The 24,230-nt window shown below is 56.4% G+C and carries 19 protein-coding genes; 14 read left to right on the top strand and 5 right to left on the bottom strand.

Features of this window, described 5'->3' with window-relative positions:
- Positions 1–295 precede the first annotated feature (295 nt).
- Positions 296–1,594: a DEAD/DEAH box helicase gene (locus tag ABLQ08_RS05440; protein WP_352940101.1), complete on the top strand. Its 1,299-nt coding sequence runs from the start codon at positions 296–298 to the stop codon at positions 1,592–1,594.
- Positions 1,595–2,731: 1,137 nt separating this feature from the next.
- Here the strand turns inward: ABLQ08_RS05440 and ABLQ08_RS05435 are convergent.
- Together ABLQ08_RS05435 and ABLQ08_RS05430 are read right to left on the bottom strand one after the other, a co-directional pair.
- A complete protein-coding gene (locus ABLQ08_RS05435) occupies positions 2,732–3,058 on the bottom strand; it encodes a hypothetical protein (protein WP_352940100.1) in 327 nt (108 codons plus the stop codon).
- Positions 3,059–3,301: 243 nt separating this feature from the next.
- Positions 3,302–4,978, bottom strand: coding sequence for an electron transfer flavoprotein-ubiquinone oxidoreductase (locus ABLQ08_RS05430; RefSeq protein WP_352940099.1), 1,677 nt, complete (start codon positions 4,976–4,978; stop codon positions 3,302–3,304).
- Between the two features lie 315 nt (positions 4,979–5,293).
- Here ABLQ08_RS05430 and ABLQ08_RS05425 point away from each other — a divergent pair, with 315 nt between their 5' ends.
- From ABLQ08_RS05425 to gltS, 8 genes are all read left to right on the top strand, one after another.
- Positions 5,294–6,199 carry a uracil-DNA glycosylase gene (locus ABLQ08_RS05425; RefSeq protein ID WP_417714890.1) on the top strand — a complete coding sequence of 302 codons (906 nt, stop codon included), beginning with the start codon at positions 5,294–5,296 and terminating at the stop codon, positions 6,197–6,199.
- Between the two features lie 74 nt (positions 6,200–6,273).
- A complete protein-coding gene (locus ABLQ08_RS05420) occupies positions 6,274–6,897 on the top strand; it encodes a PilZ domain-containing protein (RefSeq protein ID WP_352940098.1) in 624 nt (207 codons plus the stop codon).
- 123 nt (positions 6,898–7,020) lie between these two features.
- Positions 7,021–7,878, top strand: coding sequence for a S49 family peptidase (locus ABLQ08_RS05415; protein ID WP_352940097.1), 858 nt, complete (start codon positions 7,021–7,023; stop codon positions 7,876–7,878).
- 46 nt (positions 7,879–7,924) lie between these two features.
- The gene (locus tag ABLQ08_RS05410) at positions 7,925–8,113 is read left to right on the top strand and encodes a hypothetical protein (protein WP_352940096.1); all 189 of its coding nucleotides are present in this window, start codon (positions 7,925–7,927) and stop codon (positions 8,111–8,113) included.
- A gap of 228 nt (positions 8,114–8,341) precedes the next feature.
- The gene (locus ABLQ08_RS05405) at positions 8,342–9,310 is read left to right on the top strand and encodes a glycine--tRNA ligase subunit alpha (RefSeq protein WP_352940095.1); all 969 of its coding nucleotides are present in this window, start codon (positions 8,342–8,344) and stop codon (positions 9,308–9,310) included.
- A gap of 154 nt (positions 9,311–9,464) precedes the next feature.
- The gene (locus ABLQ08_RS05400; RefSeq protein WP_352940094.1) at positions 9,465–10,022 is read left to right on the top strand and encodes a LemA family protein; all 558 of its coding nucleotides are present in this window, start codon (positions 9,465–9,467) and stop codon (positions 10,020–10,022) included.
- Positions 10,023–10,036: 14 nt separating this feature from the next.
- Positions 10,037–11,977, top strand: a complete 1,941-nt coding sequence (locus tag ABLQ08_RS05395) for a DUF2207 domain-containing protein (protein WP_352940093.1) — start codon at positions 10,037–10,039, stop codon at positions 11,975–11,977.
- Positions 11,978–12,060: 83 nt separating this feature from the next.
- Positions 12,061–13,281 (top strand): sodium/glutamate symporter, encoded by a 1,221-nt coding sequence (gene gltS, locus ABLQ08_RS05390; RefSeq protein WP_352940092.1) that lies wholly within the window; start codon positions 12,061–12,063, stop codon positions 13,279–13,281.
- A gap of 27 nt (positions 13,282–13,308) precedes the next feature.
- Here the strand turns inward: gltS and ABLQ08_RS05385 are convergent, their stop codons facing one another.
- The gene (locus ABLQ08_RS05385; protein ID WP_352940091.1) at positions 13,309–14,736 is read right to left on the bottom strand and encodes a putative bifunctional diguanylate cyclase/phosphodiesterase; all 1,428 of its coding nucleotides are present in this window, start codon (positions 14,734–14,736) and stop codon (positions 13,309–13,311) included.
- A 374-nt stretch (positions 14,737–15,110) separates the two neighbouring features.
- Between ABLQ08_RS05385 and glyS the strand changes: the two genes are divergently transcribed.
- Positions 15,111–17,198: a glycine--tRNA ligase subunit beta gene (gene glyS / locus ABLQ08_RS05380; RefSeq protein ID WP_352940090.1), complete on the top strand. Its 2,088-nt coding sequence runs from the start codon at positions 15,111–15,113 to the stop codon at positions 17,196–17,198.
- Here glyS and ABLQ08_RS05375 read toward each other — a convergent pair.
- A complete protein-coding gene (locus ABLQ08_RS05375) occupies positions 17,136–17,462 on the bottom strand; it encodes a phytochelatin synthase family protein (RefSeq protein ID WP_352940089.1) in 327 nt (108 codons plus the stop codon). The two genes, glyS and ABLQ08_RS05375, sit on opposite strands and share 63 nt — an antisense overlap.
- 111 nt (positions 17,463–17,573) lie before the next feature.
- Positions 17,574–18,809, bottom strand: coding sequence for an MFS transporter (locus tag ABLQ08_RS05370; protein ID WP_352940088.1), 1,236 nt, complete (start codon positions 18,807–18,809; stop codon positions 17,574–17,576).
- A gap of 382 nt (positions 18,810–19,191) precedes the next feature.
- Between ABLQ08_RS05370 and nadA the strand changes: the two genes are divergently transcribed.
- The 4 genes from nadA (at position 19,192) to ABLQ08_RS05350 (ending at position 24,027) form a co-directional block, all read left to right on the top strand.
- On the top strand, positions 19,192–20,274 hold the full coding sequence (gene nadA, locus ABLQ08_RS05365; protein ID WP_352940087.1) for a quinolinate synthase NadA: 1,083 nt from the start codon (positions 19,192–19,194) through the stop codon (positions 20,272–20,274).
- A gap of 103 nt (positions 20,275–20,377) precedes the next feature.
- Positions 20,378–21,979: an L-aspartate oxidase gene (locus ABLQ08_RS05360; RefSeq protein WP_352940086.1), complete on the top strand. Its 1,602-nt coding sequence runs from the start codon at positions 20,378–20,380 to the stop codon at positions 21,977–21,979.
- Positions 21,980–21,991: 12 nt separating this feature from the next.
- Positions 21,992–22,855 carry a carboxylating nicotinate-nucleotide diphosphorylase gene (gene nadC / locus ABLQ08_RS05355; RefSeq protein ID WP_352940085.1) on the top strand — a complete coding sequence of 288 codons (864 nt, stop codon included), beginning with the start codon at positions 21,992–21,994 and terminating at the stop codon, positions 22,853–22,855.
- Positions 22,856–22,962: 107 nt separating this feature from the next.
- Entirely contained in the window at positions 22,963–24,027 is a 1,065-nt protein-coding gene (locus tag ABLQ08_RS05350; RefSeq protein ID WP_352940084.1) for a GlxA family transcriptional regulator, read from the top strand.
- The last annotated feature ends 203 nt before the right edge of the window (positions 24,028–24,230 follow it).

Below are 24,230 nucleotides of genomic sequence, written 5' to 3'. Positions count from 1 at the left end.
AGGCCTCGCTTGACATTCCGGGCCGCTCCGACGATATAGCGCTCTGCAACCGCTGCCGCGTGAGCAGATTGAGCGCCCGGAAAGTTCGAGTAACTGGATTTTCAGAGTGGCTGCTCTGCGATTGCTAAGTTTTCGAACCTAATGAGAGGTTCAACCAGTTCCCATGTCACGCGAGGGTCTGGCGGCAAAGAGCCTGACATTCAATCGAATCGGCTGCCGCAATCCAAAATCAAACTGCATTGGATCTCCAGTGCGGTCCTCCAAGCGTTGTTGCGCTTGAACCAAGGAATTTAACTTGACCGACTTTCAAAGCCTGGGACTTTCCGACGGCCTTCTTCATGCTGTCGCCGAGAACGGCTACGATGCCCCGACCCCGATTCAGTTGAAATCGATCCCGCTCGTACTGGAGGGCCGGGATCTGATGGGCCTTGCCCAGACCGGAACAGGCAAAACCGCAGCATTTGGACTTCCGCTGATCGACAGGCTTCTCGATGAGGATAAGCGGGCGCAGCCGAAAGGCACGCGGGCGCTGATCCTGGCTCCAACGCGCGAACTGGTGAACCAGATCGCAAAGAACCTGATTTCCTTCCTGAAGAAAACGCCGCTGCGGGTAACGTCTGTTGTCGGCGGCGTGTCGATCAATGGTCAGATCAAACGCTTATCCAAGGGCACCGACATTCTGGTCGCGACACCTGGTCGGCTGCTGGACCTAGTTGATCGTGAGGCCGTCGATCTGGGTACGGCGAACTATCTGGTTCTGGACGAAGCTGACCAGATGTTGGACCTCGGCTTCATCCATGCACTGCGCCGGATTGCCGGCCTGGTTCGCCAGGAGCGGCAGACACTGCTCTTCTCGGCAACCATGCCGAAACAGATCAACGAGCTTGCGCAATCTTATCTCAATGATCCCGTCCGTGTGGAAGTTGCTCCTGCGGGCCGGACCGCTGACAAGATCAGCCAATACGTTCATTTCATGGACCGTAAGGCCAAAGGTGATTTCTTGCTGGAACAACTCCAGTCCAAGCCAGATGGCATGTCGCTGGTTTTCTGCCGCACCAAGCACGGCGCGGAGCGGTTGATGCGCAAGCTGGCCCAAAACGGCGTCGCTGCAGGGTCTATCCACGGCAACAAGAGCCAGGGTCAGCGCGACCGCGCGATCCGTGACCTGCGCGAGGGGAAAATCAACGTGCTGGTGGCAACCGACGTCGCCGCGCGCGGGATCGATATCCCCGGTGTCAGCCATGTCTACAATTTCGAACTTCCGGAAGTTGCGGAAGCTTATGTCCATCGGATCGGCCGGACGGCACGGGCAGGGGCAGAAGGCGAAGCCGTGGCTCTTTGTGCACCAGAGGAAATCGGTCTGTTCCGTCAGATCGAAAAACTGATCGGCATCGAGATTACGGTGGCCAGCGGTGACGTTCCGCCAATGTCGGCAGCGACCGGACGTAACAAACGCGGCGGAAACAATCGCAACGGCAAGCCAGCAGGCAAGAAGCCGTTTCGCAAAGGGACTGCCTCCGGGGACAACGACAACAGGGCCAATTCCAGGCAACAGCGTCGGCGTCGGCAGAACAACCGCAAGAGCGCTGCCTGAGTTTTGGCGTCCGGCATTGGCCGGATTGAAAAAAATGCACCGGGAAGTGGCCTTCCCGGTGCCAAACCCTGTGGCCGATGGGTATCAGAGCGGCATAAACCTCTCCAACGTTGTTTTTAAGAGCCATCAAACCATTCCGTAACCGCCGCAGTCCGGTTATGATTTCACGGTCTCCTTGCCCACAAGGCATCCAGCCGCATTTCTACGGCTCGATCTGCTACTCTTTACGAGGACTTGCAAAGGAAATGCATTTATTTGCAAGGAACGACAAATATTTGCCGTAAACCTTCCAGGTCGCCCCCGACAAAAGTAAACCTAGATTAACCTTTCGAAGCGCGCAATCACAACTGTGTCGTAATTAGGGCGCATGTGGATAAGTAAAAAAATGAATAAAAACAATTAGCTATAAGATTTTTACCAATTTGCCGCTTGGCGATAAGCAAGTAAAGGTTGAATCGGCGAGGCGATATTTTCGAGAAGTGCTTATCTTTCAAAGAATTGCAGATTTAATATTATTTTTCTATTGGTGTATAAAAAAATTTTATGAAGTAGAAATCAATGATGTATCAAATCAACGCTTTGAAATATTTCGATAAATTTTCAGAGCTGGTTCGAATGGGGTCAATGAAGAGCGCAGTTGACTTTACTTGCTCGTTGAAATTGCCCGATCAGCAAAATGTTTTGGCAAACAGAGTACTGTTGAAGTCATTTTTGCCGACTGACATAAGGTCATTTTTTGGGTCCATAATAAAGATTTATCCTGAACATAATCTGATTGACGCTACCGTTAGGTGAGTATATGTCAGCCGCCAGCGAGGATATGGTTAATGATTTTAGACAAACCATCACCTCCAATAATCCAGATCAAATTCTGGGAATAAAGTGCACGTCGGCTCCATCCGGACCACCGACCCCATACATTTTGCCGTTTGCAAATAGCGGCGAAGAACTTGTGGCGCGGGCTGTTGCGCAACGGTGAGCGGATGTGCGGCGCGTCTGCCATCCGTTCTTTGTGCAACTGACAACCGCAACAGGCTTGGCCCCCCACGATCGCCTGCCTGATACGACCCATCGGCCACAAGACAGCAGCACCGGGAAGGCTTCCTTTTCGGTGCTGCTTGTTTTTTCATCCAAAGATCAGCCTTGCGGCGTCACGATCACGAAGACGTTTGCGCCTTGATGAACAACAGGCTGATAGTAGACCGTCCCGCACTGGAAATATGAAACGCCGCCGCGGATTACCTGAACGCAACCGCCGGGCAGGCTGTTGTAATAACGCTCCTGCCGGCGTGAGACTCGCCTTGCGGTCCGCCGGGCGGTCCTGCGTGCCGCGCGTCGGGCTTCACCGTTGTCCGCTCTTGCTTCCGAAGCTGACAAAGGACCAGCCAGTCCGGCTGGCAGGGCGGGAACACCCATCGTCATGGCTGCCGCGATTGCGCATGTCATGAACAGGGATCTGGTCATGAAAACCTCCTTGTGTTGCGTGGCGGTTGCCACAGGAAGGAGGCGATATCTGATCCGCGGCTGTGGTTGTTGTTGGGCTGCGATTTGGCCGCAGTTTGATTTTCTCGTGAAAAAACAGTCACAAAGATTAAGAAGATGACAGGTTCTCAGTTCTTCGTGTTTCAGGAGCCAGTTCAGAAACAAAAAAGGAGCGGCCTGAGCCGCTCCTAATTCATGCATCTGAAATTTCGACGTTTCAGTTGATCACATGTTCGGATAGTTCGGTCCGCCTGCACCTTCCGGTACCGTCCAGGTGATGTTGCCGTTCGGGTCCTTGATGTCACAGGTCTTGCAGTGGACGCAGTTCTGCGAGTTGATCTGGAAACGCGGCGCGTCTTCACCTTCCTCGACCCATTCGTAGACCCCGGCAGGGCAGTAGCGGTTGGACGGTCCTGCAAAGGTGTCGTGCTCGGATGTCTTTTGCAGCGCTTCGTCCTTGACCTTGAGGTGGATCGGCTGATCCTCTTCGTGGTTGGTGTTCGACAGAAACACGGACGACAGTTTGTCGAACGAGACCACACCATCGGGTTTCGGGTATTCGATCTTCTTGCAGTCCTTCGCAGGCTTCAGAGTTTCAGAATCCCGCTTGCCGTGTTTCAGCGTGCCGAAGAAGGAAAAGCCGAAGAGTTCGTTGGTCCACATGTCCAGACCGCCCAGGCTGATACCCAGCCAGGTGCCGAATTTGGACCAGAGCGGCTTGGCATTGCGGACCTTTTTGAGGTCTTCGCCAATCGGGCTGTCGCGCCAGGCTGTATCGAAGTTGGTCAGCTCGGTGTGGGCTTCGCCGCGCCCGATTGCTTCCATGACTTCTTCAGCCGCCATCATGCCGGACAGCATGGCGTTGTGAGAGCCCTTGATGCGCGGCACGTTCACCAGACCGGCGGAGCAGCCCATCAGCAGACCGCCCGGGAAGGACATTTTCGGAACGGACTGGTAGCCACCTTCCGTGATGGCCCGTGCTCCGTAGGAAATCCGTTTGCCGCCTTCAAAGGTATCGCGGATGGACGGATGTGTCTTGAAGCGCTGGAATTCGTCGAACGGCGACAGCCAGGGGTTCTCGTAGTTGAGATGAACCACGAAACCGACTGCGACCTGGTTGTCTTCCAGGTGATAGAGGAAGGAACCGCCTCCGGTCTTGCCGTCAAGCGGCCAGCCGAAGGAGTGCTGCACGAGACCCAGCTTGTGTTTCGCCGGATCGATCTGCCACAGTTCCTTGATACCGATACCGAATTTCGGCACGTCACTGTCTTTATCGAGCTGATATTTCTCGATCAGCTGCTTGGCCAGAGAGCCGCGTGCCCCTTCGCCGATGAGGGTGTATTTTCCACGCAGTTCCATGCCACGGGTGAACATGGCGTTGGGCTTGCCGTCACGGCCGATGCCCATATCTCCCGTTGCAACGCCGACCACCCGGCCTTCGTCGTCATAAAGCAGCTCCGCGGCTGCGAAACCCGGGTAGATCTCGACACCGAGGGCTTCGGCTTTTTCCGCCAGCCAGCGGCAGACATTGCCAAGCGACACAATGTAGTTGCCATGATTGTTCATGAGCTTGGGCATGAACATGTTGGGAAGGCGCATGGAACCGGCAGGTCCAAGAACGAGGAAGTGGTCGTCGGTCACGGCCGTCTTGATCGGAGTATCTTCATCGCGCCATTCCGGCAGCAACTTGTCCAGTCCAATAGGGTCAATCACGGCACCCGACAGAATGTGCGCGCCGACTTCCGACCCTTTTTCCAGAACTACAACGCTCAGCTCTTCGCCTTTTTCGTTTGCGATCTGCTTCAGCCGGATTGCGGCCGCCAGCCCCGCGGGGCCTGCGCCGACGATCACGACATCCACATCCATGCTCTCGCGTTCACCAAGCGCGTCTTGTTCGCTCATAGTCATCTCCCTCTGCCCAATGGGGCTATACCCGTATCGCCTTCTTTGCCCTATTTGGCAGTGCAAAACACGACATTTTTCATCGTTGATTGCGAAATCCGGGCAGTAATTCGTCTTATTGTGGTCAGATAGATCAAAGCAAGGCCTGAGCGTCAAGTGAAATTGCTTACGTTTACGTAAGCGTAATAATGATGTGATTCTCGCTTTTGAAATGTGCAAACACTCTGGAAAACCTCTCGGAACTGCACGGCATTCCGGTCTTTTTCTTGTGCTCCACCGCCATCTGGTTAAACTCCGCCACCGGAGGCTGAACCTTTGCATCAAACCCCTCAAGACCTGCGTCAGATCGAAGCTCTGCTGGATTTCTATATGGATTCCGGCGTGGACTGCTTTTTAGGTGACGATCCGGTCGACTGGTTTGAGCTGACGAATGAGCAGCTTAGACAACGGCAGCAGGCGCAATCCGTTCAGGCTTTGCCGCATGCAAACCGTGGACAGCCGGATCCCGGATCGCAACGGGCACAACAGTCGTTTGCCGCCAATCCCGCCCAGGCACGGACTCCGCCTCCTGCTGTGGCGCGACCGGCTCCGGCCGGACAGGCCGCCGTCATCCCCGACAAAGAGATTGTTTCGGCTGCCCGGGATCTTGCTGCTTCGGCTGCAACACTCGACGATCTGAGGGCCTGTCTGGAAGCTTTTGACGGCTGCAATCTGAAACTCACAGCCAAGAAACTGGTCTTTTCCGATGGCAACCCTTCCGCAAAGCTGATGTTTGTTGGCGAAGCTCCGGGCAGGGACGAGGACTTGCAGGGTAAGCCGTTTGTCGGCCGATCCGGTCAGTTGCTCGACCGCATGCTGGAGGCGATCGGACTTGACCGGTCTTCGGCATATATCGCCAATGTCGTGCCATGGCGTCCACCGGGAAACAGAACTCCGACACCGCAGGAAACGGAAATCTGCAAACCCTTCATCACCCGGCAAATCGAGTTGGTTAACCCGGATGTTCTCGTGTTTCTGGGGGCAGCTTCGGCCAAGACGCTGCTGGGTGTTCAGGACGGCATCAGAAAGATGCGCGGTCGCTGGATGACCTATCCCGGTCAGGGGCGGGAAATTGCGGCGATCGCCACGTATCATCCGGCCTACCTGCTGCGCAGCCCCCTGGAAAAACGGTTGTCCTGGCGCGATTTCCTGAGCATCCACGCCAAGCTGTCCGACCGCTGAATCTACCTTCCTTGTGTTAACCCGGTTTTCAGCCTTCAGGTTGTAGGGTGACGTGTATCTTTGGAGGATGGAAATTGAGCGGTCTGGCCGTAGCGAAATGCGCCGATGGTGGCGTGTCGGCACTTATTGTCGATCTTGCGGATATGTCGTGTTTCGATGCTGTCGTGCATGACCTTTCCGACAGAGGCTGCCGTATCGTCTCCGCCAAGACTGATCTGACCGGCAAGGAAGTCGGGCTCCGTTTCCCCGGCATTGATATGCTTGTGCGTGGTTGGGTAACGGCCTATGGCGACAATGAAGCGCGAGTTTCCTTCAAGGGTGGCAAGGTCAAGCCGGCCGAAAAACGCCGTGAAATAAGGCGTCCGGTGTGGATCAGTGCGGTTGTGTCTGGGCAAACCAATCCGATAACCATGAAGTGCCGTATCGTGGATGCGAGCAAATCCGGTTGCCGCCTGGAAGGTGACAAACTGGATCGTCTGCCGGAGCACATTCACATATCCATTCCTGGTCTCGACTTGCCGATCAAGTCGGTGATGGTCTGGCGAAATGGAAATCAGGCCGGTGTGAAACTGGATTGGCCTTTTGAACCGGAAGCTGAGCCGACGCCCGAAATGCTGCTGAAACAGTTCGATGAAGAGCTGGAAAAGCAAAAGTCAAAGCCAAAACCCAGAAAGCGCATCAGCGCATTTGGCCGATAAAACCTCATTGTTCGGACGAAAGCTTCTCATTTCCGTAGAATTGCCAAGAGTGCGGTCTTTGCAAGAGGCCATCTGATACATATATCGGATGGAGTTTGTGAAATTTGTCAGGGCCAATTCAGCGTGCTTTCTTCTTTGCGCCGTATCCTTCCGAAACGCTTCCGTGATGACAAGACGGTAATACCCGTCGTGCGCCTGCAAGGTGCAATTGGCATGGGTGGTCCCATGCGCCAGGGCTTGTCGCTGGCTTCCGCTGCAACACCACTGGAAAAGGCTTTTTCTATCAAGAAGGCTCCGGCGGTCGCCCTGATTGTAAATTCACCAGGTGGTTCGCCCGTTCAATCGCGTCTGATTTTCAAGCGCATTCGCGATCTGGCGAAGGAGTACGAAAAGGACGTTCTGGTCTTTGTCGAGGATGTCGCGGCCAGCGGCGGCTACATGATCTCGCTGGCCGGCGACGAGATTTTCGTCGACCCGTCTTCCATTGTCGGCTCCATCGGCGTGGTGGCGGCAGGTTTCGGTTTCACCGAGATGATCAAGAAGGTCGGGATCGACCGCCGCGTTTACACCGCCGGTGAGAAGAAGGTGACGCTGGATCCGTTCCAGCCGGAAGTCCCTGAGGATATCGAATATCTGAAGAGCCTTCAGCTGGAGATCCACGAGACCTTCATCGACATGGTCAAGACCCGGCGCGGAGATGTTCTGACGGACGACCCGGACCTGTTCACAGGCAAGTTCTGGACTGGCAGGACAGCGGTACAGCTGGGTCTGGTCGATGCGATCGGCGATCTGCGCGGTGTCATCAAGGAACGCTACGGCAAAAAAGCGGAGCCGAAGCTGATTTCCGCACCGCGTGGCCTGTTCGGTCGCAAGGGCGGGCTGGGCGTTGCACTCTCGGACCAGCGCCTGACGGAAGGCCTTGGTGACGAGCTGATTTCGGCGGTTGAAACCCGTGCACTCTGGATGCGTTACGGCCTTTAAAAGGGCACAAAGATTTGGGAAGTGAGGGGACACAAGGGGAGTTCAAATGACTGAATTGATAGGTGTTGCGGCGCTTGCCGTCGGCGGCTACTGGATCATGCAGCGCGTCAAGCGCAAGATGGCCGAAGTCGAAAACCAGATCTCCAAAGCCGCGGCGAAGGCCGACCCGAATGGCCGTGGTGCCAAGCTCGTGCTTGACCCGGTGACGGGAAAGTATCGGCCGGAACCAAGCTGATCTCAGCCTCTCAAGAAGACAGCCGGCTCTTCTCAATATCCGCTTTCAAGGGTCGGGGTGAGGAGGATACTTTGCGCCTCTTGCACATAGTTGGCCGGACACCCGGTTTTTCACCGTCCAGACCAGGGCAAACCATCCGCACTTGACCTTGCCGCAGCTCCATGGCACCTCTCGCCACCGGACAGGCGGGCTGTGCCCGCTGCGGAATGCTCATTGCGGAATTTATCCATGTCGACTGAAAATCTGCCGGCGCATATGCGTCCGGAAAACTCTTTCCAGGGCCTGATCCTGACGCTGCAACGCTACTGGGCCGATCAGGGCTGTGTGGTTCTCCAGCCTTACGACATGGAAGTCGGTGCGGGTACCTTTCATCCGGCGACAACTTTGCGGTCTCTCGGGCCGCGCCCGTGGAAGGCTGCCTATGTTCAGCCGTCCCGCCGCCCGACCGATGGCCGCTATGGCGAAAACCCGAACCGGCTGCAGCACTACTATCAGTTTCAGGTGATCCTGAAACCGTCTCCGGCGAACCTGCAGGAACTTTACCTGAACTCGCTTTATGCAATTGGTCTGGACCCGAAGGTTCACGATATCCGCTTCGTGGAAGACGACTGGGAAAGTCCGACGCTTGGCGCCTGGGGGCTTGGCTGGGAATGTTGGTGCGACGGCATGGAAGTGTCCCAGTTCACATACTTCCAGCAGGTTGCCGGATTTGAATGTTCACCGGTTTCCGGCGAACTGACATACGGCCTTGAGCGCCTGGCGATGTATATCCAGGGTGTCGATAACGTTTATGACCTGAACTACAACGGCATGGAAGGCGACGACAAGGTTACCTATGGCGACGTCTTTCTTCAGGCCGAGCAGGAATATTCCCGGCACAATTTCGAACATGCCGACACCGAAATCCTGTTCCGTCATTTCAAGGATGCGGAAAGCGAATGCCGTGCGCTTCTCGAGGCCGGCGCCAAGGCGCGCGATGAAGCTGGTGCCAACGTTCACCAGGTCGTTCTGCCTGCGTATGACCAGTGCATCAAGGCCAGCCACGCATTCAACCTGCTTGATGCGCGCGGGGTGATCTCCGTGACCGAGCGTCAAAGCTATATCCTGCGCGTGCGTGAACTCGCCAAGGCTTGCGGTGCGGCTTTCCTGGAGACCGAAGCAGGCGGCGTTGGCTACAACAATCAGGCGGCCGGATAATCAAGCGGTTCGGTCCGCTCGCAGCCGCCGAAAAGTGTGTTCCCGATCACGCTTTGTCGCTTGATACAGAATTGAAACAAATCAATTCCCGTGTACCGGATGACAATCAGGAACTGAACGGATAGCTTCCGCAGCTCATTTGCGGAGGTTTTTTATGATTGCCTGGTTTGTTCTGACGCTTCTGATCGCGCTCTCTGTTTTCGCGATCATTCTGTACAACACGTTGGTCAAGAAACGGCAGATGGTCGAAGAAGGCTGGAGCGGTATCGACGTCCAGCTGAAGCGACGGGCAAACCTGATCCCCAATCTGGTCGAGACTGTGAAGGGGTATGTCTCCCATGAACAGGAAACGCTGGATGCGGTCACGCAGCTGCGCACGCAGGCAGGCTCTCTTCCAAAGGACGATATTGCCGGAAGGGCAAAGGTGGAAGGACAGTTGTCACAGGCGCTTGGCCGGCTCTTTGCCGTTGCCGAGGCCTATCCTGATCTGAAGGCAAGTCACAATTTTTCCGATCTTCACCAGTCCCTGGACGACATCGAGAACGCCATTCAAATGGCGCGCCGCTATTACAATGGTGCGGTTCGGGGATTGAATGTGGCGGTCGAGAGTTTTCCATCCAACCTGATTGCCAACCAGTTCAAGTTCGAAAAGGCCGAGTATTTCGAGATCGAGGATGACGCAGACCGGGCCGTGCCGGCGGTTCAGTTTTGACGGAGACCGGCCCGATGAAAACTCTGCGATTTTTGACCTGCGGCTTTGCCGCGCTGTTCCTTCTTGTGCTCGGTTGCTCCGCGCAGGCGGACGAGCGGATCCTGAAATTCGTTTCCAACATTGAAGCGGCGAAAAACGGCACATTGACGGTCACAGAGACCATCACCGTCCGCGCAGAAGCCAGAGAAATCAGGCGGGGAATTTTCAGGGACATTCCGCTTTCTGCCAAGGGGCCGAATGGGCGAACCTATCAGGTCGGTTTCAAACTCCTCTCTGTTCTGCAGGACGGGCAGCCGGCGCCGCACTTCACCAGAAAGAGTTCAAACGGCGTCCGGATCTATGTCGGCGAGGAAAGCGTCTTCCTGCGACCGGGCAACTACACCTACACCTTTGTTTATGAAACCACCCGGCAGGTCCGTTTTTTCGAAGATTACGACGAGATTTATTGGAACGCGACCGGAGTGGAATGGGCGTTTCCGATTGACGAGGCGATTGCGCGGGTCGTGCTGCCGGAAGATGTAATGGCCACCGACTGGACTGCTTTCACGGGGCCGTTCGGGTCAACCGAGCAGAACTATGATGCCGTTTCAGAAACGGATGGTTCAGAAGTTGTTTTTGTCACGAACCAGACACTGGCGCCTCATGAAGGGCTGTCTGTTGTCGTCAATATGCCCGTCGGCTCGATTCAGCCGCCATCGCAGGCCGAACAGTTTCAGTATTTCCTGACCGACTATCGGTATGAGCTGATCGGTGGTGGGGGCGCTCTGCTGGTTCTCCTCTATTACCTGTTCTCATGGCTCAAGGTCGGCCGTGACCCGGCAAAGGGCGTCATTTTCCCAAGGTTCGAGGCTCCTGAAGGCGTCTCTCCCGCACTTGCCAAGTATATCGTCGAACGGGGATTTGGAGACGGCGGCTGGATCGCTCTATCTGCCGCCTGCCTCAATCTTGCAGTGAAAAAACGTCTTCGGCTGGAAGACGATGATGGCGAGGTGACCCTGTTCCTGGCGCCTGACGGCAGGAACGGAGCCATTGCGGGAAATGGCCTGCCCAAGGGAGAAGCTGCTCTGGAAAAATGGCTGAGCGACCGCGACAGTCCCCTGATCCTGAATGAGAACAACGGCAAATCGATCGAGAGTCTGGGCGACAGGTTCTGCGGCGCGATTATCGGTGAAAGCAGAAACGTTTATTTCAAAAGCAACTGGACCTACCTGATCCCGGCGATCCTGCTTTCTCTGGTCACCATAGCAGCGATGATTTTTCTTGTGCCGAAGACATCGGCGCAGGAGGAATTCACCATCATGTTCATGTTCTTCTCCGTCTTCGTGACCATGATTTCTGTTGGGTTTGGTCTGCTCTTTCGCAGGTTCGTCAATTTTCCGGTGCAGTTGGGTTTGACTATTGTTGCGCTGGGGCTGCTGGCATACGGAGCCACCAGCCTGGCCGATCTAGCGACCGGCGGTCTTGACGGCATGCAGGCATTTCCGCTTGTCGTTGTCTTTTTGATTGCAATGAACATCCTGTTTATCTGCGTGATAGGCGCTCCAACGGCTCTTGGGCGCAAAGTGCTGGATGAAATCGAGGGGTTGCATCTTTATCTGTCTGTCGCAGAAAAAGAGCGCCTCAACATGGCCGAGGCACCGGACATGACCACCACACATTTTGAAAAACTGCTTCCCTATGCCGTCGCTCTGGGCGTGGAAAAGCCATGGTCCAAAGCATTTGAAGGCTGGCTGGCGACCGCTGCCGGGGCCGCTGCGGCGAACAACTATCATCCAGGCTGGTACTCCGGCAGATCATTTGACGCGAGGCGAATCTCTGAGAGCGTGGGGGCAACGGCAAGCGCGATGGCTGGTTCCTTCCAATCGTCTGTGCCGGTTCCTGAAACCTCCAGTTCCGGTTCATCCAGCGGGTCGTCCGGGGGCGGCGGAGGCGGCGGTGGAGGCGGCGGCTGGTAGAGCCGCTTGCCTTTTTTCTCCCATTTGATTGAATGCCCGCCGGGTGCTCTCTTTAGAAAGCGGCGTGAAGGAGCGGGTGGGCAATGACAGGAGAGACACTCTCCCTGAGTGAATTCGTGAGTTTTAACCTGGCGATCCTGGTCTATTTTCTGGGGGTCCGGTTAAACAAGAAAATCGAGTTCCTTCGCCACTACAACATTCCCGAACCCGTCTCAGGCGGTTTGCTGGTGGCCTTCCTGGCACTGATGGTCTACCTCGTTCGCGGAACCGAAATAAGTTTCTCGCTTGCTTCCCGCGACTATCTTCTTTTCTGCTTCTTCACCGCAATCGGCCTGAACGCAAAGTTCTCCGATCTGGCTAAGGGAGGTAGACCGCTTCTGGTCCTACTCGGCCTGACAGTGGGCTACATGCTTCTGCAAAATATCGTCGGAACCGGCCTCGCGGTCGCCATGGGTTTCCCAACCGGTTTTGGTCTGCTCGGCGGCACGGTTTCCCTGGTTGGTGGGCATGGCACCGCAATTGCCTGGGCCCCCAGACTGGCAGGCGACTACGGGGTGGTAGGCGCTGTCGAGATTGGGGCTGCAACAGCCACGCTCGGCCTGATTGCTGCCAGTCTCCTGGGCGGGCCGGTCGGCAACTACCTGATTGAACGAAAGGGTGCGAAACCGGACCCGAACCGTCCTCATGAAGATCCCATGATCGGTATCGAGAGCGATCAGGAGGCTGATACCAACGTCACTCATACCGGCCTGATGCGATCCATCCTGGTTCTTAACATCGCAATCGGGCTTGGCAGCATTCTGCAAGAGGTCCTGAAAACAGGAATTGGACTGGATTTGCCGGTATTCGTGACCTGCCTCTTTTGCGGCATCGTCTTGTCCAACACCGTGCCGTTGATTTTTCCGAACATCACCTGGCCGGCCAGGTCCCGCTCACTAGCGGTTATCTCCGATCTGGCACTCGGCATTTTCCTGACCATGTCCCTGATGAGCCTGCAGCTGTGGACCATTGCCGGACTGGCCGGTCCGATGATGCTCATACTGGCAACGCAGATCGTGGTAGCCGCGCTTTACATCATTCTGATCCTGTTTCCTCTCATGGGGAGAAATTACAACGGCGCTGTCCTGGGATCGGGATTCGCTGGATTTGCGCTAGGTGCAACACCCACCGCGATTGCCAACATGACGGCCGTCACCAAGCGCTACGGGCCGTCGACACAGGCCTTTTTGATCCTGCCGCTGGTTTCCGCGTTTTTTGTCGACCTGGCAAATGCAGTGATCATCCTCCTGTTCCTCGGAGGATGAACGCAGGAACTTTTTCAGAGGGCTGGTTCAGGCGGCGTCGGTCTTGTCGGTGAAGGGAAGTGGTCCATTCCCCTGCAGTTTGAGCAGATCGGCAGCGTCCGCCGCATCTACCGCTTCCGCATAGAGAAAGCCTTGCCCATAGTGGCAACCGTTGGAGCTGAGAGCCTCGTGAATTTCACTTTCTTCAACACCTTCCGCGACGGCGTCGATGTCCAATCCTTTTGACAGAACAAGAATGGCTTCCACGATCGCGCCGCATTGCTTGTCGACGAGCATTCGCTCGGTAAAGGACCTGTCGATCTTGACCTTCTTGATCGGAAAGTCGCGCAGGTAACTCATGCTCGAGTGACCGGCGCCGAAATCGTCAAGGGCAATCGAGATCCCGAGTTCGGTCAACTCGGTCAGTATGCGTTTGGCCGATTCCGGGTTCTTGACCAGGGATGTTTCGGTAATTTCCAGAACCAGCCGTTTCGGTTCAAAGCCGCTTTGGGCAAGAATGGAGCTTATCTGGTGCGGAAGGGCAGGGTCCTGCAACTGAACGGGCGACAGGTTGAATGACAAGTAGAGTTCATCCGGCCAATCCTTTGCAACGCGGCAAGCATCGTTGAGCAGATGGCGGGTCAGTTCGGAGATGATGCCGCAGTCTTCCGCGATTGGAATGAACTGGGTCGGAGAAACCATTCCGAAATCTGTGTCTGTCCAGCGCGCCAGAGCCTCGAAACCCGCAATTTTGCCTGAGTCCATATCGAGGATCGGCTGATAATAGGCGTTGACCAAACGGTCTTCGATGGCACGGCGAAGGCGTTGCTCAAGAAGTGTCCGGTGCAGGATCGAGGCGTCCATATCGACTTCGAAAAATCGATAGGTGGATCGACCGGAGGATTTGGCCCGGTAGAGCGCGATGTCTGCCCGCCGCAGCAATTCCGTGATCGCGTAGCCGTCATGCGGGTAAAGTGCTATTCCGATGCCGCTTCCGATGGAAATCTGACGCTCGCCGAATTCGAACCGGTCACTGATGCGCGTCAGCAGCCGCCGGGCGAAACCGGCTGCTTCCGACTTGTCCTCGAAGATCGGGGAAATGACCGCGAACTCGTCGCCGCCGAGACGGGCAACGAGGCCTTCATTGCCGACGGTCTCCGCCAGTCGGTTGGCGAAGCTCCGCAGCAGGTTGTCACCGAAATCGTGCCCGTAAACGTCGTTGATCGGTTTGAAGCCGTCCAGGTCCAGCATCATCACGGCCCTGAAGCTGTCCGATTTTACCTCGCGCGTCAGGTCCGGAAAGGCATCCAGCAGGCGGCGGCGATTTGGCAGACCGGTCAAGGGATCGTGCTGGGCGAGCGCAAGAGCTTCGGAATGGGCAGAAGATCTGGCGGTCAATTCCTTGCGCAGGCGTCTTGTTGTCCAAATGCCATAGAGAAGACAAAGAGCAGCGATTGTGAGAAGGGAACTCGTCACGAACTTGAACGTGCGATAATCTTCACTCGTCTGTTCAAACGAAAAAATACTAGGTAAAAACTGCAATAATACAAAGCTACCGAAGACTAATACAAGGAGTGCAATCATAGATCGAGGCAACAATCGCTTTTCTGCAACTTCCTGTTTAGTCACGTAACTGGTCCCAATACATCAGGCTGTCTGATTTCGCTGAAGTCTTGCATGTATTCCTTGAAGAAAAGTGAAGCATTCCCATGAAACCGTCATTGCAAGAACAGGTGACGCAGCGTTGGCGGACTGAACCGGAAAGGGGGTGACAAGAGGCCAGCGACTTGGTAACGGACGCTCAATCCATTTCCGGTGGCATCCCACCAAGACCGAAGGCCTTTAATCCCATGCCCGATCTTCTGCTTGAGCTTTTCAGCGAAGAAATTCCGGCCCGTATGCAGCGCAAGGCGGCCGAAGACTTGAAGTCTCTCGTAACAAACGCACTGGTCGACGCCGGTTTGCCGTATGAGGGCGCAAAGGCATTCGCCACACCAAGGCGTCTGGCCCTTCATGTCGCGGGTGTTCCGGTCGGTTCCGCTGCAACGCGCGAGGAGCGCAAGGGACCTCGGGTCGGAGCGCCGGAAAAGGCAGTTGAAGGGTTCTTGCGCGGCGCCGGTCTTGCTTCCATAGAAGATGCGACGATCCAGAGCGATCCGAAAAAGGGTGAATTCTACGTCGCGGTGATCGAAAAACCGGGTCGCACCGCAATTGACATCATCGCCGAGTTCATGCCGGGTATCCTGCGCAACTTCCCATGGCCGAAATCCATGCGTTGGGGATCAACCACCACCCGCTGGGTGCGCCCGCTTCATGCCATCGTTGCCACATTCGGTCCGGAAACCGAGGAGCCTGAAGTCGTGCCGTTCGAGTTTGACGGTATCCGCTCGGGACAGGCGACGCGTGGTCACCGTTTCCTGGCTGATGAAGCCTTTGAAGTGCGCAGGTTTGACGACTATGCGACTGGCCTTGAAAAACACAAGGTCGTTCTGGATGCCGATCGCCGCAAGGAGATCATCCTGAACGATGCCAAGGATCAGGCACTGGCTCTCGGATTGGAGCTGGTCGAGGATCCCGGTCTTCTGGAAGAGGTTGCAGGTCTTGTCGAATGGCCAGTGGTTCTCACCGGAGCCTTCGATGAAGAGTTCCTGGAAATTCCGGACGAGTGCATTCAGCTCACCATTCGCGTCAATCAGAAGTGTTTCGTTTTGAAGGATCCGAAGACCGGACGCCTTGCCAACAAATTCGTCCTCGTGTCCAACATCCTTGCCGAAGATGGTGGCAAGTTGATTGTGGCTGGTAATGAAAAGGTCATCCGAGCGCGGCTTTCCGATGCCCGTTTCTTCTGGGAGACGGACCTGAAGACCAGGCTTTCCGACAATCTGCCGAAGCTGGACGAGGTCAAATTTCACGAAAAGCTCGGCAGCGTCGGCGAACGTGTGCAGCGCCTCGTTGCTCTTTCCGGAGCGCTCGCTTCCACCGTCGGGGCAGACGAAGCAAAGGCGAAACGCGCCGCAGAACTTGCCAAGGCGGACCTGGTCTCGCAAATGGTCTTCGAGTTCCCGGAACTTCAGGGATTGATGGGCCGTTACTATGCCGCTGCCCAGGGAGAAGACGCATCTGTCGCGACGGCGGTCGAAGAACATTACAAGCCGCAGGGTCCTTCCGACAACGTGCCGGCAGACCCGGTTGCGGTCAGCGTCGCGCTGGCGGACAAACTGGATTTGCTGGCCGGCTTCTGGGCGATTGATGAAAAGCCAACCGGTTCGAAAGATCCGTTCGCGCTGCGTCGTGCTGCGCTTGGTGTCATTCGTCTCGTCCTTGAAAACGGAATACGGATCAAACTGGGGCAGGCGATCCGTTCTGCTCTCGACCTGCACAATGTGAGTGTAACGGATCCGGACGCGCTTGTTGCCGACCTTCTTTCTTTCTTCGGTGACCGTCTCAAGGTTCACCTGAAGGATGAAGGCGCCCGTCACGACCTGATCGATGCTGTCTTTGCGCTGGAAGGTCAGGATGATCTGCTGATGGTCGTCAAGCGAGTCGAGGCTCTTGGCAAGCTTGTGTCGTCCGACGACGGCGCCAACCTGCTCGCGGGTTATAAGCGTGCAGTAAACATTCTGAAGGCGGAAGAAAAGAAGGACGGCGCGCCGATAACAGGCAAGCCGCATGCAGATCACTTGCAGGAACAGGCGGAAATCGACTTGGCCGCTGCCATAGGCACGGCCCGCGCCGAGGCTGCTGAAGCTGTTAGCGCCGAGAATTTCGAGGGTGCCATGGAAGCGCTGTCGAAACTGCGTGCACCGGTCGACCGTTTCTTCGAAGACATTCTGGTGAATTCGGACGACAAGGTTCTGCGCATGAACCGCCTGCAGCTACTCGGCGAAATCCGCGATGCGACCCACGTGGTCGCCGATTTCTCGAAAGTGGCAGGGTAATCCACGTACAGGCGGGCATGTCTGTTGAAAACATGCCGGCGGCCTGGACATGATCGGCTTGTCCAAGCGTTTTGCGTAAACCCTTCGGCAAAGGGAAGGCGGCTGCTCGGAGCGGCCAACCGTGACATTGCCTCTGGTCTGGTCGTTGTTATCGGAATCGGTGGTGTTCATTGCATCGAACAACGTTGCCGCATCGACCCAGACCGGCGGATACTTGTAGCGCACGACGTCGAGGATGAGGAAAACGGTCCGTGTCCTCGTCATATGCCGCGAGCGCTGGCAGTGCGTCCACATGTCAGGCTTTCGATATGTCTTCACGGAACCTGCCGAGGCAACTGATAGTCTCAACAGGTTCCGGAGAATCAGCGATGCTCGCTACTGGGCCGGTTCAGCTGCCAGCCTTGGCACCGGTTTTTCCTGAATGGGCAGGTGGATCAGGGCTGCCAGAATGCCCAGCACGATGCCGCACCACCAGATGGCATCATAGGAGCCGGTCTCGTCATAGAGTTTGCCTCCCAGCCAGACACCCAGGAACGAGCCGATCTGATGGGAGAGGAATACGAAGCCGAACAAGGTTGCCATGTAGCGTGGACCGAACATCACTGCGACGAGGCCGGATGTCGGCGGAATTGTCGAAAGCCAAAGCAATCCCATGACACCCGAAAAGACCAGCACGGACGTTGGTGTGACCGGCAGCATGATGAAGGCAAAGATTGCAATCGATCTGCCGAGGTAAATCAGTGACAGGAAAATCGGTTTGGAATAGCGCCCTCCGATGTAGCCTGACGCCAGAGAGCCAACGATGTTGCACAGCCCGATAAGTGCGATCGCGGTCGCGCCCCAGGCCGGGTCCAGACCCAGGTCGGCAATATAGGGTGGCAGGTGCACCGTGATAAAGGCCACGTGAAATCCGCAAACGAAAAAGCCGATCGTCAGCAATATGAAACCACGCGTGCCGAATGCTTCCGCCACAGCTTCGGAAAGCTTCTGATTGCTCGCGGGAGCCGCTGTCGAGGAGTGATCGGATTTGCCGCGCAGGGCAATTGCAAACAGCGGGATGAGTGCGACCAGTCCCGTGAAGACGAGCAGGGTGTCCTGCCAGCCGACATTGGCAATGAGAGCGCCACCAAGCGGTGCAAACAGGAATTGGCCGAGAGAACCCGACGCTGTGCCGATGCCGAAGGCGATCGACCGTTGCGCGGGTGATACGGTGCGGCCGAACGCTGCCAGAACCAAGGAGAAGGAAGAAAACGCGATGCCCAGGCCAATAAGTACGCCAGCGGAAACATGCAGTGCTACAGCGCTATCGGCATCAATCATCAAGAGAAGACCGGTGGCATAGAGCACTGCGCCGAGCGTCATTGTTTTCCACGTGCCGTATCGGTCGGCCATCATTCCGGCGACGGGCTGGCCGATGCCCCACACCAGATTCTGAATGGCAATCGCCAGTGCGAATATTTCGCGGCTCCAGTCGCGAGCTTCCGTCATAGGTTGAAAAAACAACCCCATGGCCGAGCGCGGTCCGAAGGAAATCAGGGCAATCAGGCAGCCGCACGCGATCACCAGCGGGATGTTGGGACCCGTGCGTATAGAGGAAGTTGCGATGGTCATTGGAAGCCTCAAATCGTATTTCTACGATAAGATAACGGGTGCACATGAATCGGCAAAACGCGTATTTTTGATCAATGGATCAAGAAATGAAATGAATGACCACCGCGCACATTTCACAGGCCCGGATTTCGTTAGCTGGCTAGTCAGAGATCATAAAATTTTGTCTCAAAGTATTGAAGTTTAAAGGTAAAATATCTATCCGGCCAATTTGTATGGAAAGTGATGGATTTTTGGCCACATTCCCCTTATATAAACTCCGAACGAGCAAAAGTGTCTGGGCCGATGTGCCCGTTTTCTTTTGCGATTAATATGCTCAAGTTGAGTATAATGAGGTCGCAGTCTGAAGTATCAGGTTCGGTCTGCACATCCAAGGGAGGTCGCAATGACCATTGCCCAGACATCCGCGCCGGTTGGTGATCCGATTTCGAATGGCCTGACGGCTCTGGAGCGCTACGGCAGGATTGAACGTCCGGATCTGAACTATTCGCCTGAAATCGCCGAGGCGACTGCGCCGATTTACGAGAAGGTGAAACACATCATCCCGGCCATCGAATGGCCTGCGCTCGCCCCTACGATCCATGCGATCAACAAGCTCAAGAAAGAGCGCAACGCGGTTGTTCTGGCGCATAACTACATGACGCCGGACATCTACCACGGTGTGGCGGACATTGTCGGCGACAGCCTGCAGCTTGCCATCGAGGCGACCCGCACGGATGCGGAAGTGATCGTGCAGTGTGGCGTCCATTTCATGGCCGAGACCTCGAAGATCCTCAGTCCCGAAAAAACGGTCCTGATTCCCGATATGCGGGCAGGGTGCTCTCTTGCTGAATCGATCACGGGAGCGGATGTGCGCGGCCTGCGCGAACGCAACCCCGGAATTCCGATCATCACTTATGTGAACACCTCGGCCGACGTGAAAGCGGAATGTGACATCTGCTGCACCTCGTCCAACGCCTTGCAGGTGGTGGAAAGCTTTGGTGTCGACAAGGTATTCCTCATTCCGGACAAGTACCTGGCGGCCAATGTCGGCAACAAGACCGACGTTGAAGTTCTGGTCTGGGACGGCGCCTGCGAGGTGCATGAGCGCTTCACCGCTCAGGAGCTGCGCGACTATCGCAAGATCGAACCGGAAGTGAAGATCATCGCTCACCCGGAATGCCCGCCTGACGTTGTGGCCGAAGCTGATTTTGCCGGGTCCACCGCCCACATGATCAATTGGGTCAAAACGAAGCAGCCGGAAAAGGTGATGATGATCACCGAATGTTCCATGGCCGACAACGTCGCCAGCGAGACGCCGGGCGTGAATTACATTCGTCCCTGCAATCTCTGCCCGCACATGAAGCGGATCACACTGGACAAGATCCTCGACACGCTTGTCGAAATGAAAGACGAAGTTATTGTTGATCCTGTGGTTGCCGACCGCGCTCGCGTCTCCGTCGAGCGGATGATCAACTTGAAAATCTGACCGTCTTTGGTCTAAACCGCGCACAGCGTATTTTCCGGGCTGAAGGGTTCCCTGGCCCGGAAACTTTTTCGGGCTTGGCCCAAACTGTTCCAGGAAGATTCCCATGGCCGTATCGGTTGAGGATTTCGCGCCTGCCTACACTGGCAAGGATGTAGATGATGTCGTCATTCTGGGCGGAGGCCTTGCAGGCCTCTTCTGCGCTCTGAAGCTCAGTCCGAGACCGGTTACAATCATCACCAATGCTCCGATCGGGCAGGGAGCCTCGTCGGCCTGGGCACAGGGCGGTATCGCCGCTGCTATCTCCGAACAGGATTCGGTTGAAAAGCACCGCGACGACACGCTTGCCGCCGGTTGCGGCATCTGTGAGGAAAAAATCGTCGACCAGATGACGCGCGAAGGCAGCGACCGGGTTCACGATCTTCTGTCTTACGGCGTTCCGTTCGATCAGGATCTGGAAGGGCGTTTGAAGTTCTCCCGTGAGGCTGCGCATTCCCAGAGCCGCGTGGTCCGCGTTCGTGGTGACATGGCCGGCAAGGCCATCATGGACGCCCTGATCGCGGCGGTGCGCAACACGCCGTCTATCCGTGTCCTGGAAGGCTATATCGGCGAAAGCTTCCTGGGCGAGGGGCGATACGTCACCGGTGTTCTGGCCCGGCGTCGTGGCGGCATCGAGCGCATGGCATTTCCTGCAAAGGCGGTTGTTCTTGCATCCGGTGGCATCGGCCATCTTTATGGCATGACCACCAATCCCCATGAAGCAAACGGCCATGGACTGGCCATGGCCGCCAGGGCAGGTGCGGTGATCGCCGATGCCGAGTTCGTCCAGTTCCACCCCACAGCCCTGGATGTTGGCAAGGATCCGACACCGCTGGCAACCGAGGCCTTGCGCGGCGAAGGTGCCATTCTCGTCAACAAGGCCGGGGAGCGGTTCATGGATGGGCTTCATCCGGACCGTGAGCTTGCTCCGCGCGACATCGTGGCGCGCGCCATTCATCAGGAAATTGCCGCCGGTCGTGGTGCCTATCTGGATTGCCGTGAGGCCATCGGCGACAGGTTCAAAGAAGAGTTCCCAACAGTCTTTGCAGCAGCGGGCGCTGCGGGTATCGACCCGACAAAAGATCTGCTTCCGGTTGCTCCGGCCGAACACTACCATATGGGCGGCGTGTTGACGGACGCGAACGGCAGAACGTCTCTGGATGGCCTGTGGGCGGCTGGAGAAGTCGCATCCACGGGGGCTCATGGAGCCAATCGGCTGGCGTCCAATTCTCTTCTGGAAGCCGTTGTCTTTGCCGCGCGCATTGCCGAAGACATCCAGGGCCTGATGCCGACGCCGCGCAGCGCCTACTGGAATGCGATGGATGACGAACCGGGACTTCCAAGCCAGCGGAATGTTGAAGAGCGTGATGCGATCACTGTTCTGCGCAACACGCTGGCGAGAAATGTCGGTGTCGTGCGCGATGCCGACAGTCTGAAAATCGCACTTGCAGACATCGTGAAATCCGAACGCATCTGCGTCCGTCAATCCATCAAGAACATGATGGTTGCGGGCAAGATCATTGCCGCGTCTGCCTTGAAGCGTCAGGAGAGCCGTGGTGGTCACTTCCGCAGCGATTTCCCGAAGGCAAATCCGGACATGGCCAAGCGTTCCTACACCACCTTGAAAGAGGTGGAAGCGATCACCGCCGAAGTTCTGGAGACCGCGTAAGCGGAAATGCCGATGACCAGCACGCACCGTCCCGACCTGCCGCAATTGATGATCGATGAGGCTGTCAGGGCAGCACTTCTCGAGGACTGGGGCCGGGCAGGAGACATCACCAGCCAGGCAACTCTTCCTGCGGCGGCGCGTGCCAGCGCCGTCATTGCCGCCCGCAAGCCGGGAGTCTTGGCGGGAGCAGGCTTCGCCGAAAGCGCCTTCCGCCTGACGGATGCTTCGCTGCAATTCGAGCCCATCATGCGAGACGGTGATCGACTGTCGCCGGGGGACGTTGTCGCCCGCATTGAAGGGCCGGCAAGGGCGTTGCTTTCAGCCGAGCGGGTGGCTCTTAATTTTCTGGGGCATCTGTCCGGCATCGCTACGGCGACCTCGAGTTTCGCCGACCTGATCGCTCACACCAAGGCCGACATCGTCTGTACCCGCAAGACAACACCGGGTCTGCGCGCCTTTGAAAAATACGCCGTGAAATGCGGCGGCGGAGCCAACCACCGTTTCGGTCTCGATGATGCAATCCTCATCAAGGACAATCACATTGCGGTTGCCGGAGGAGTTGTTCCCGCCATCGAGGCAGCCAAGGCCTTTGCCGGTCATCTGGTGAAGATCGAAGTCGAAGTCGACACGCTGGACCAGTTGAAGGAAGCCCTCACGGCCGGGCCGGACGTTGTCATGCTCGACAACATGCAGCCGGACCAGCTGGCGCAGGCAGTTGAAATTGCCGGCGGCAAGGTTCTTCTGGAAGCTTCCGGTGGCATTGAGCTTGACACGGTCAGGGCGGTGGCGGAATCGGGTGTGGACCTGATTTCATCGGGTTGGATCACGCATTCTGCTCCGGTGCTGGATCTCGGTCTCGACATCGAGATCGCCTGACCCGCCATACGGTCTGCAAACTCGACTTATGCGGCTGAGTAAGGCAGTGTGCGCACGAGGTGGCCGACAGCGTCATCTGCTGCGGAAATGAAGGAGGCCGGCTTTCGGTGACGACAAAAGCGCGCAATGGTGTCTTTCCCTCCGAGCAATCTCATGAGGTCATTTCGTCTCAACCGGGCTGGCAGCGGATTGCGGAGCCGTCAAACACTGCGACAGTCGACGTCTGCTTTCTTCTTCTGAAGAATTTTTCCCTGCTTTCTTTTGCCTCTGCAATCGAACCGCTTCGTATCGCAAACAAGGTCCTGAAGCGGCAGGCCTTCACTTACAGGTGCTGTACGGTCGACGGCCAGGATGCCATTGCCAGCAATGGCAGCCGCATGCGGGCCGATTGTGCACTTGATGAAATCGAACATGCTGATCTTGTCGCGGTTTGCAGCTCCGACGACGTCGAACGTGTCTCGCTGACATCCGGACAAAAGGCGTTGATCCGCCAATTCGCAAAGCGGTCCAGCCGCATCGCGGGAATTTGCACCGGAGCCTACGTGCTCGCGGATCTCGGGCTGCTCGACAACCGCACCTGCACCATTCACTGGGAATATGCAGATCTCTTCAAGGAGCTTTTTCCCAATGCGGAGCTTGTCGACAATCTCATTCAGGCCGACGGACGGTATCTGACGTGCGCGGGCGGCACGGCTGCGCTCGATCTCATGATCGGTTTCATTGCCGAGGTCCATGGCGGTGCCGTTGCAAGCGATGTTGCAGAGATCGCGCTCCATCATGACATGCGGTCCGGAGCCGAGCGACAGCACACGCTCATGCGCGATGATCTGCAAATGGTGCCGAAAAAACTGCGCAGCTGTATCGAGCTGATGACCGAGAATGTCAGTGAAACACTGTCGCTGCAGGAAATCGCCGACCGGCTGGGGGCCAGCCCCCGCCAGCTGCAGCGAGATTTTCAGAAGTATCTGAATTGCTCTCCGCTGGAGTATTACAACAAGATCCGCATCGATATCGCGCGCCAGCTCGTCTGCCGGACATCCATGCGGATCATCGACATCGGTGTTGCCTGCGGTTTTTCCAGCGCTTCCCATTTCTCCAAACGCTACCGGTCGGCACATGGCGTGAGCCCGGCTCAGGACAGACAGCTCAAAGGCAATCTCTGGGAGCGCTGAACCGAAAAGGCTATGTTTCCGAATCGGTTCATCAGGCGTGCTCACGAAAGGTGCGTTGGCGCACCCGGACGGCAGCAGGTTGGGCGAAGGTACTGGATTACCGGGGAAAAAACATCTAAAGCGAATTTGGACGGACAAGGCAAAATCAAACAGGAAAAACCTTAAACGGTTTCGTCCGGTCGGATTTTGCCCTAGCGTTTGTC

The organism is Roseibium sp. SCP14, assembly GCF_040329475.1.
Lineage (GTDB): Bacteria > Pseudomonadota > Alphaproteobacteria > Rhizobiales > Stappiaceae > Roseibium.
Note: the sequence above shows the minus strand (reverse complement) of the source record. Positions and strands in the feature narration are given on the sequence as shown.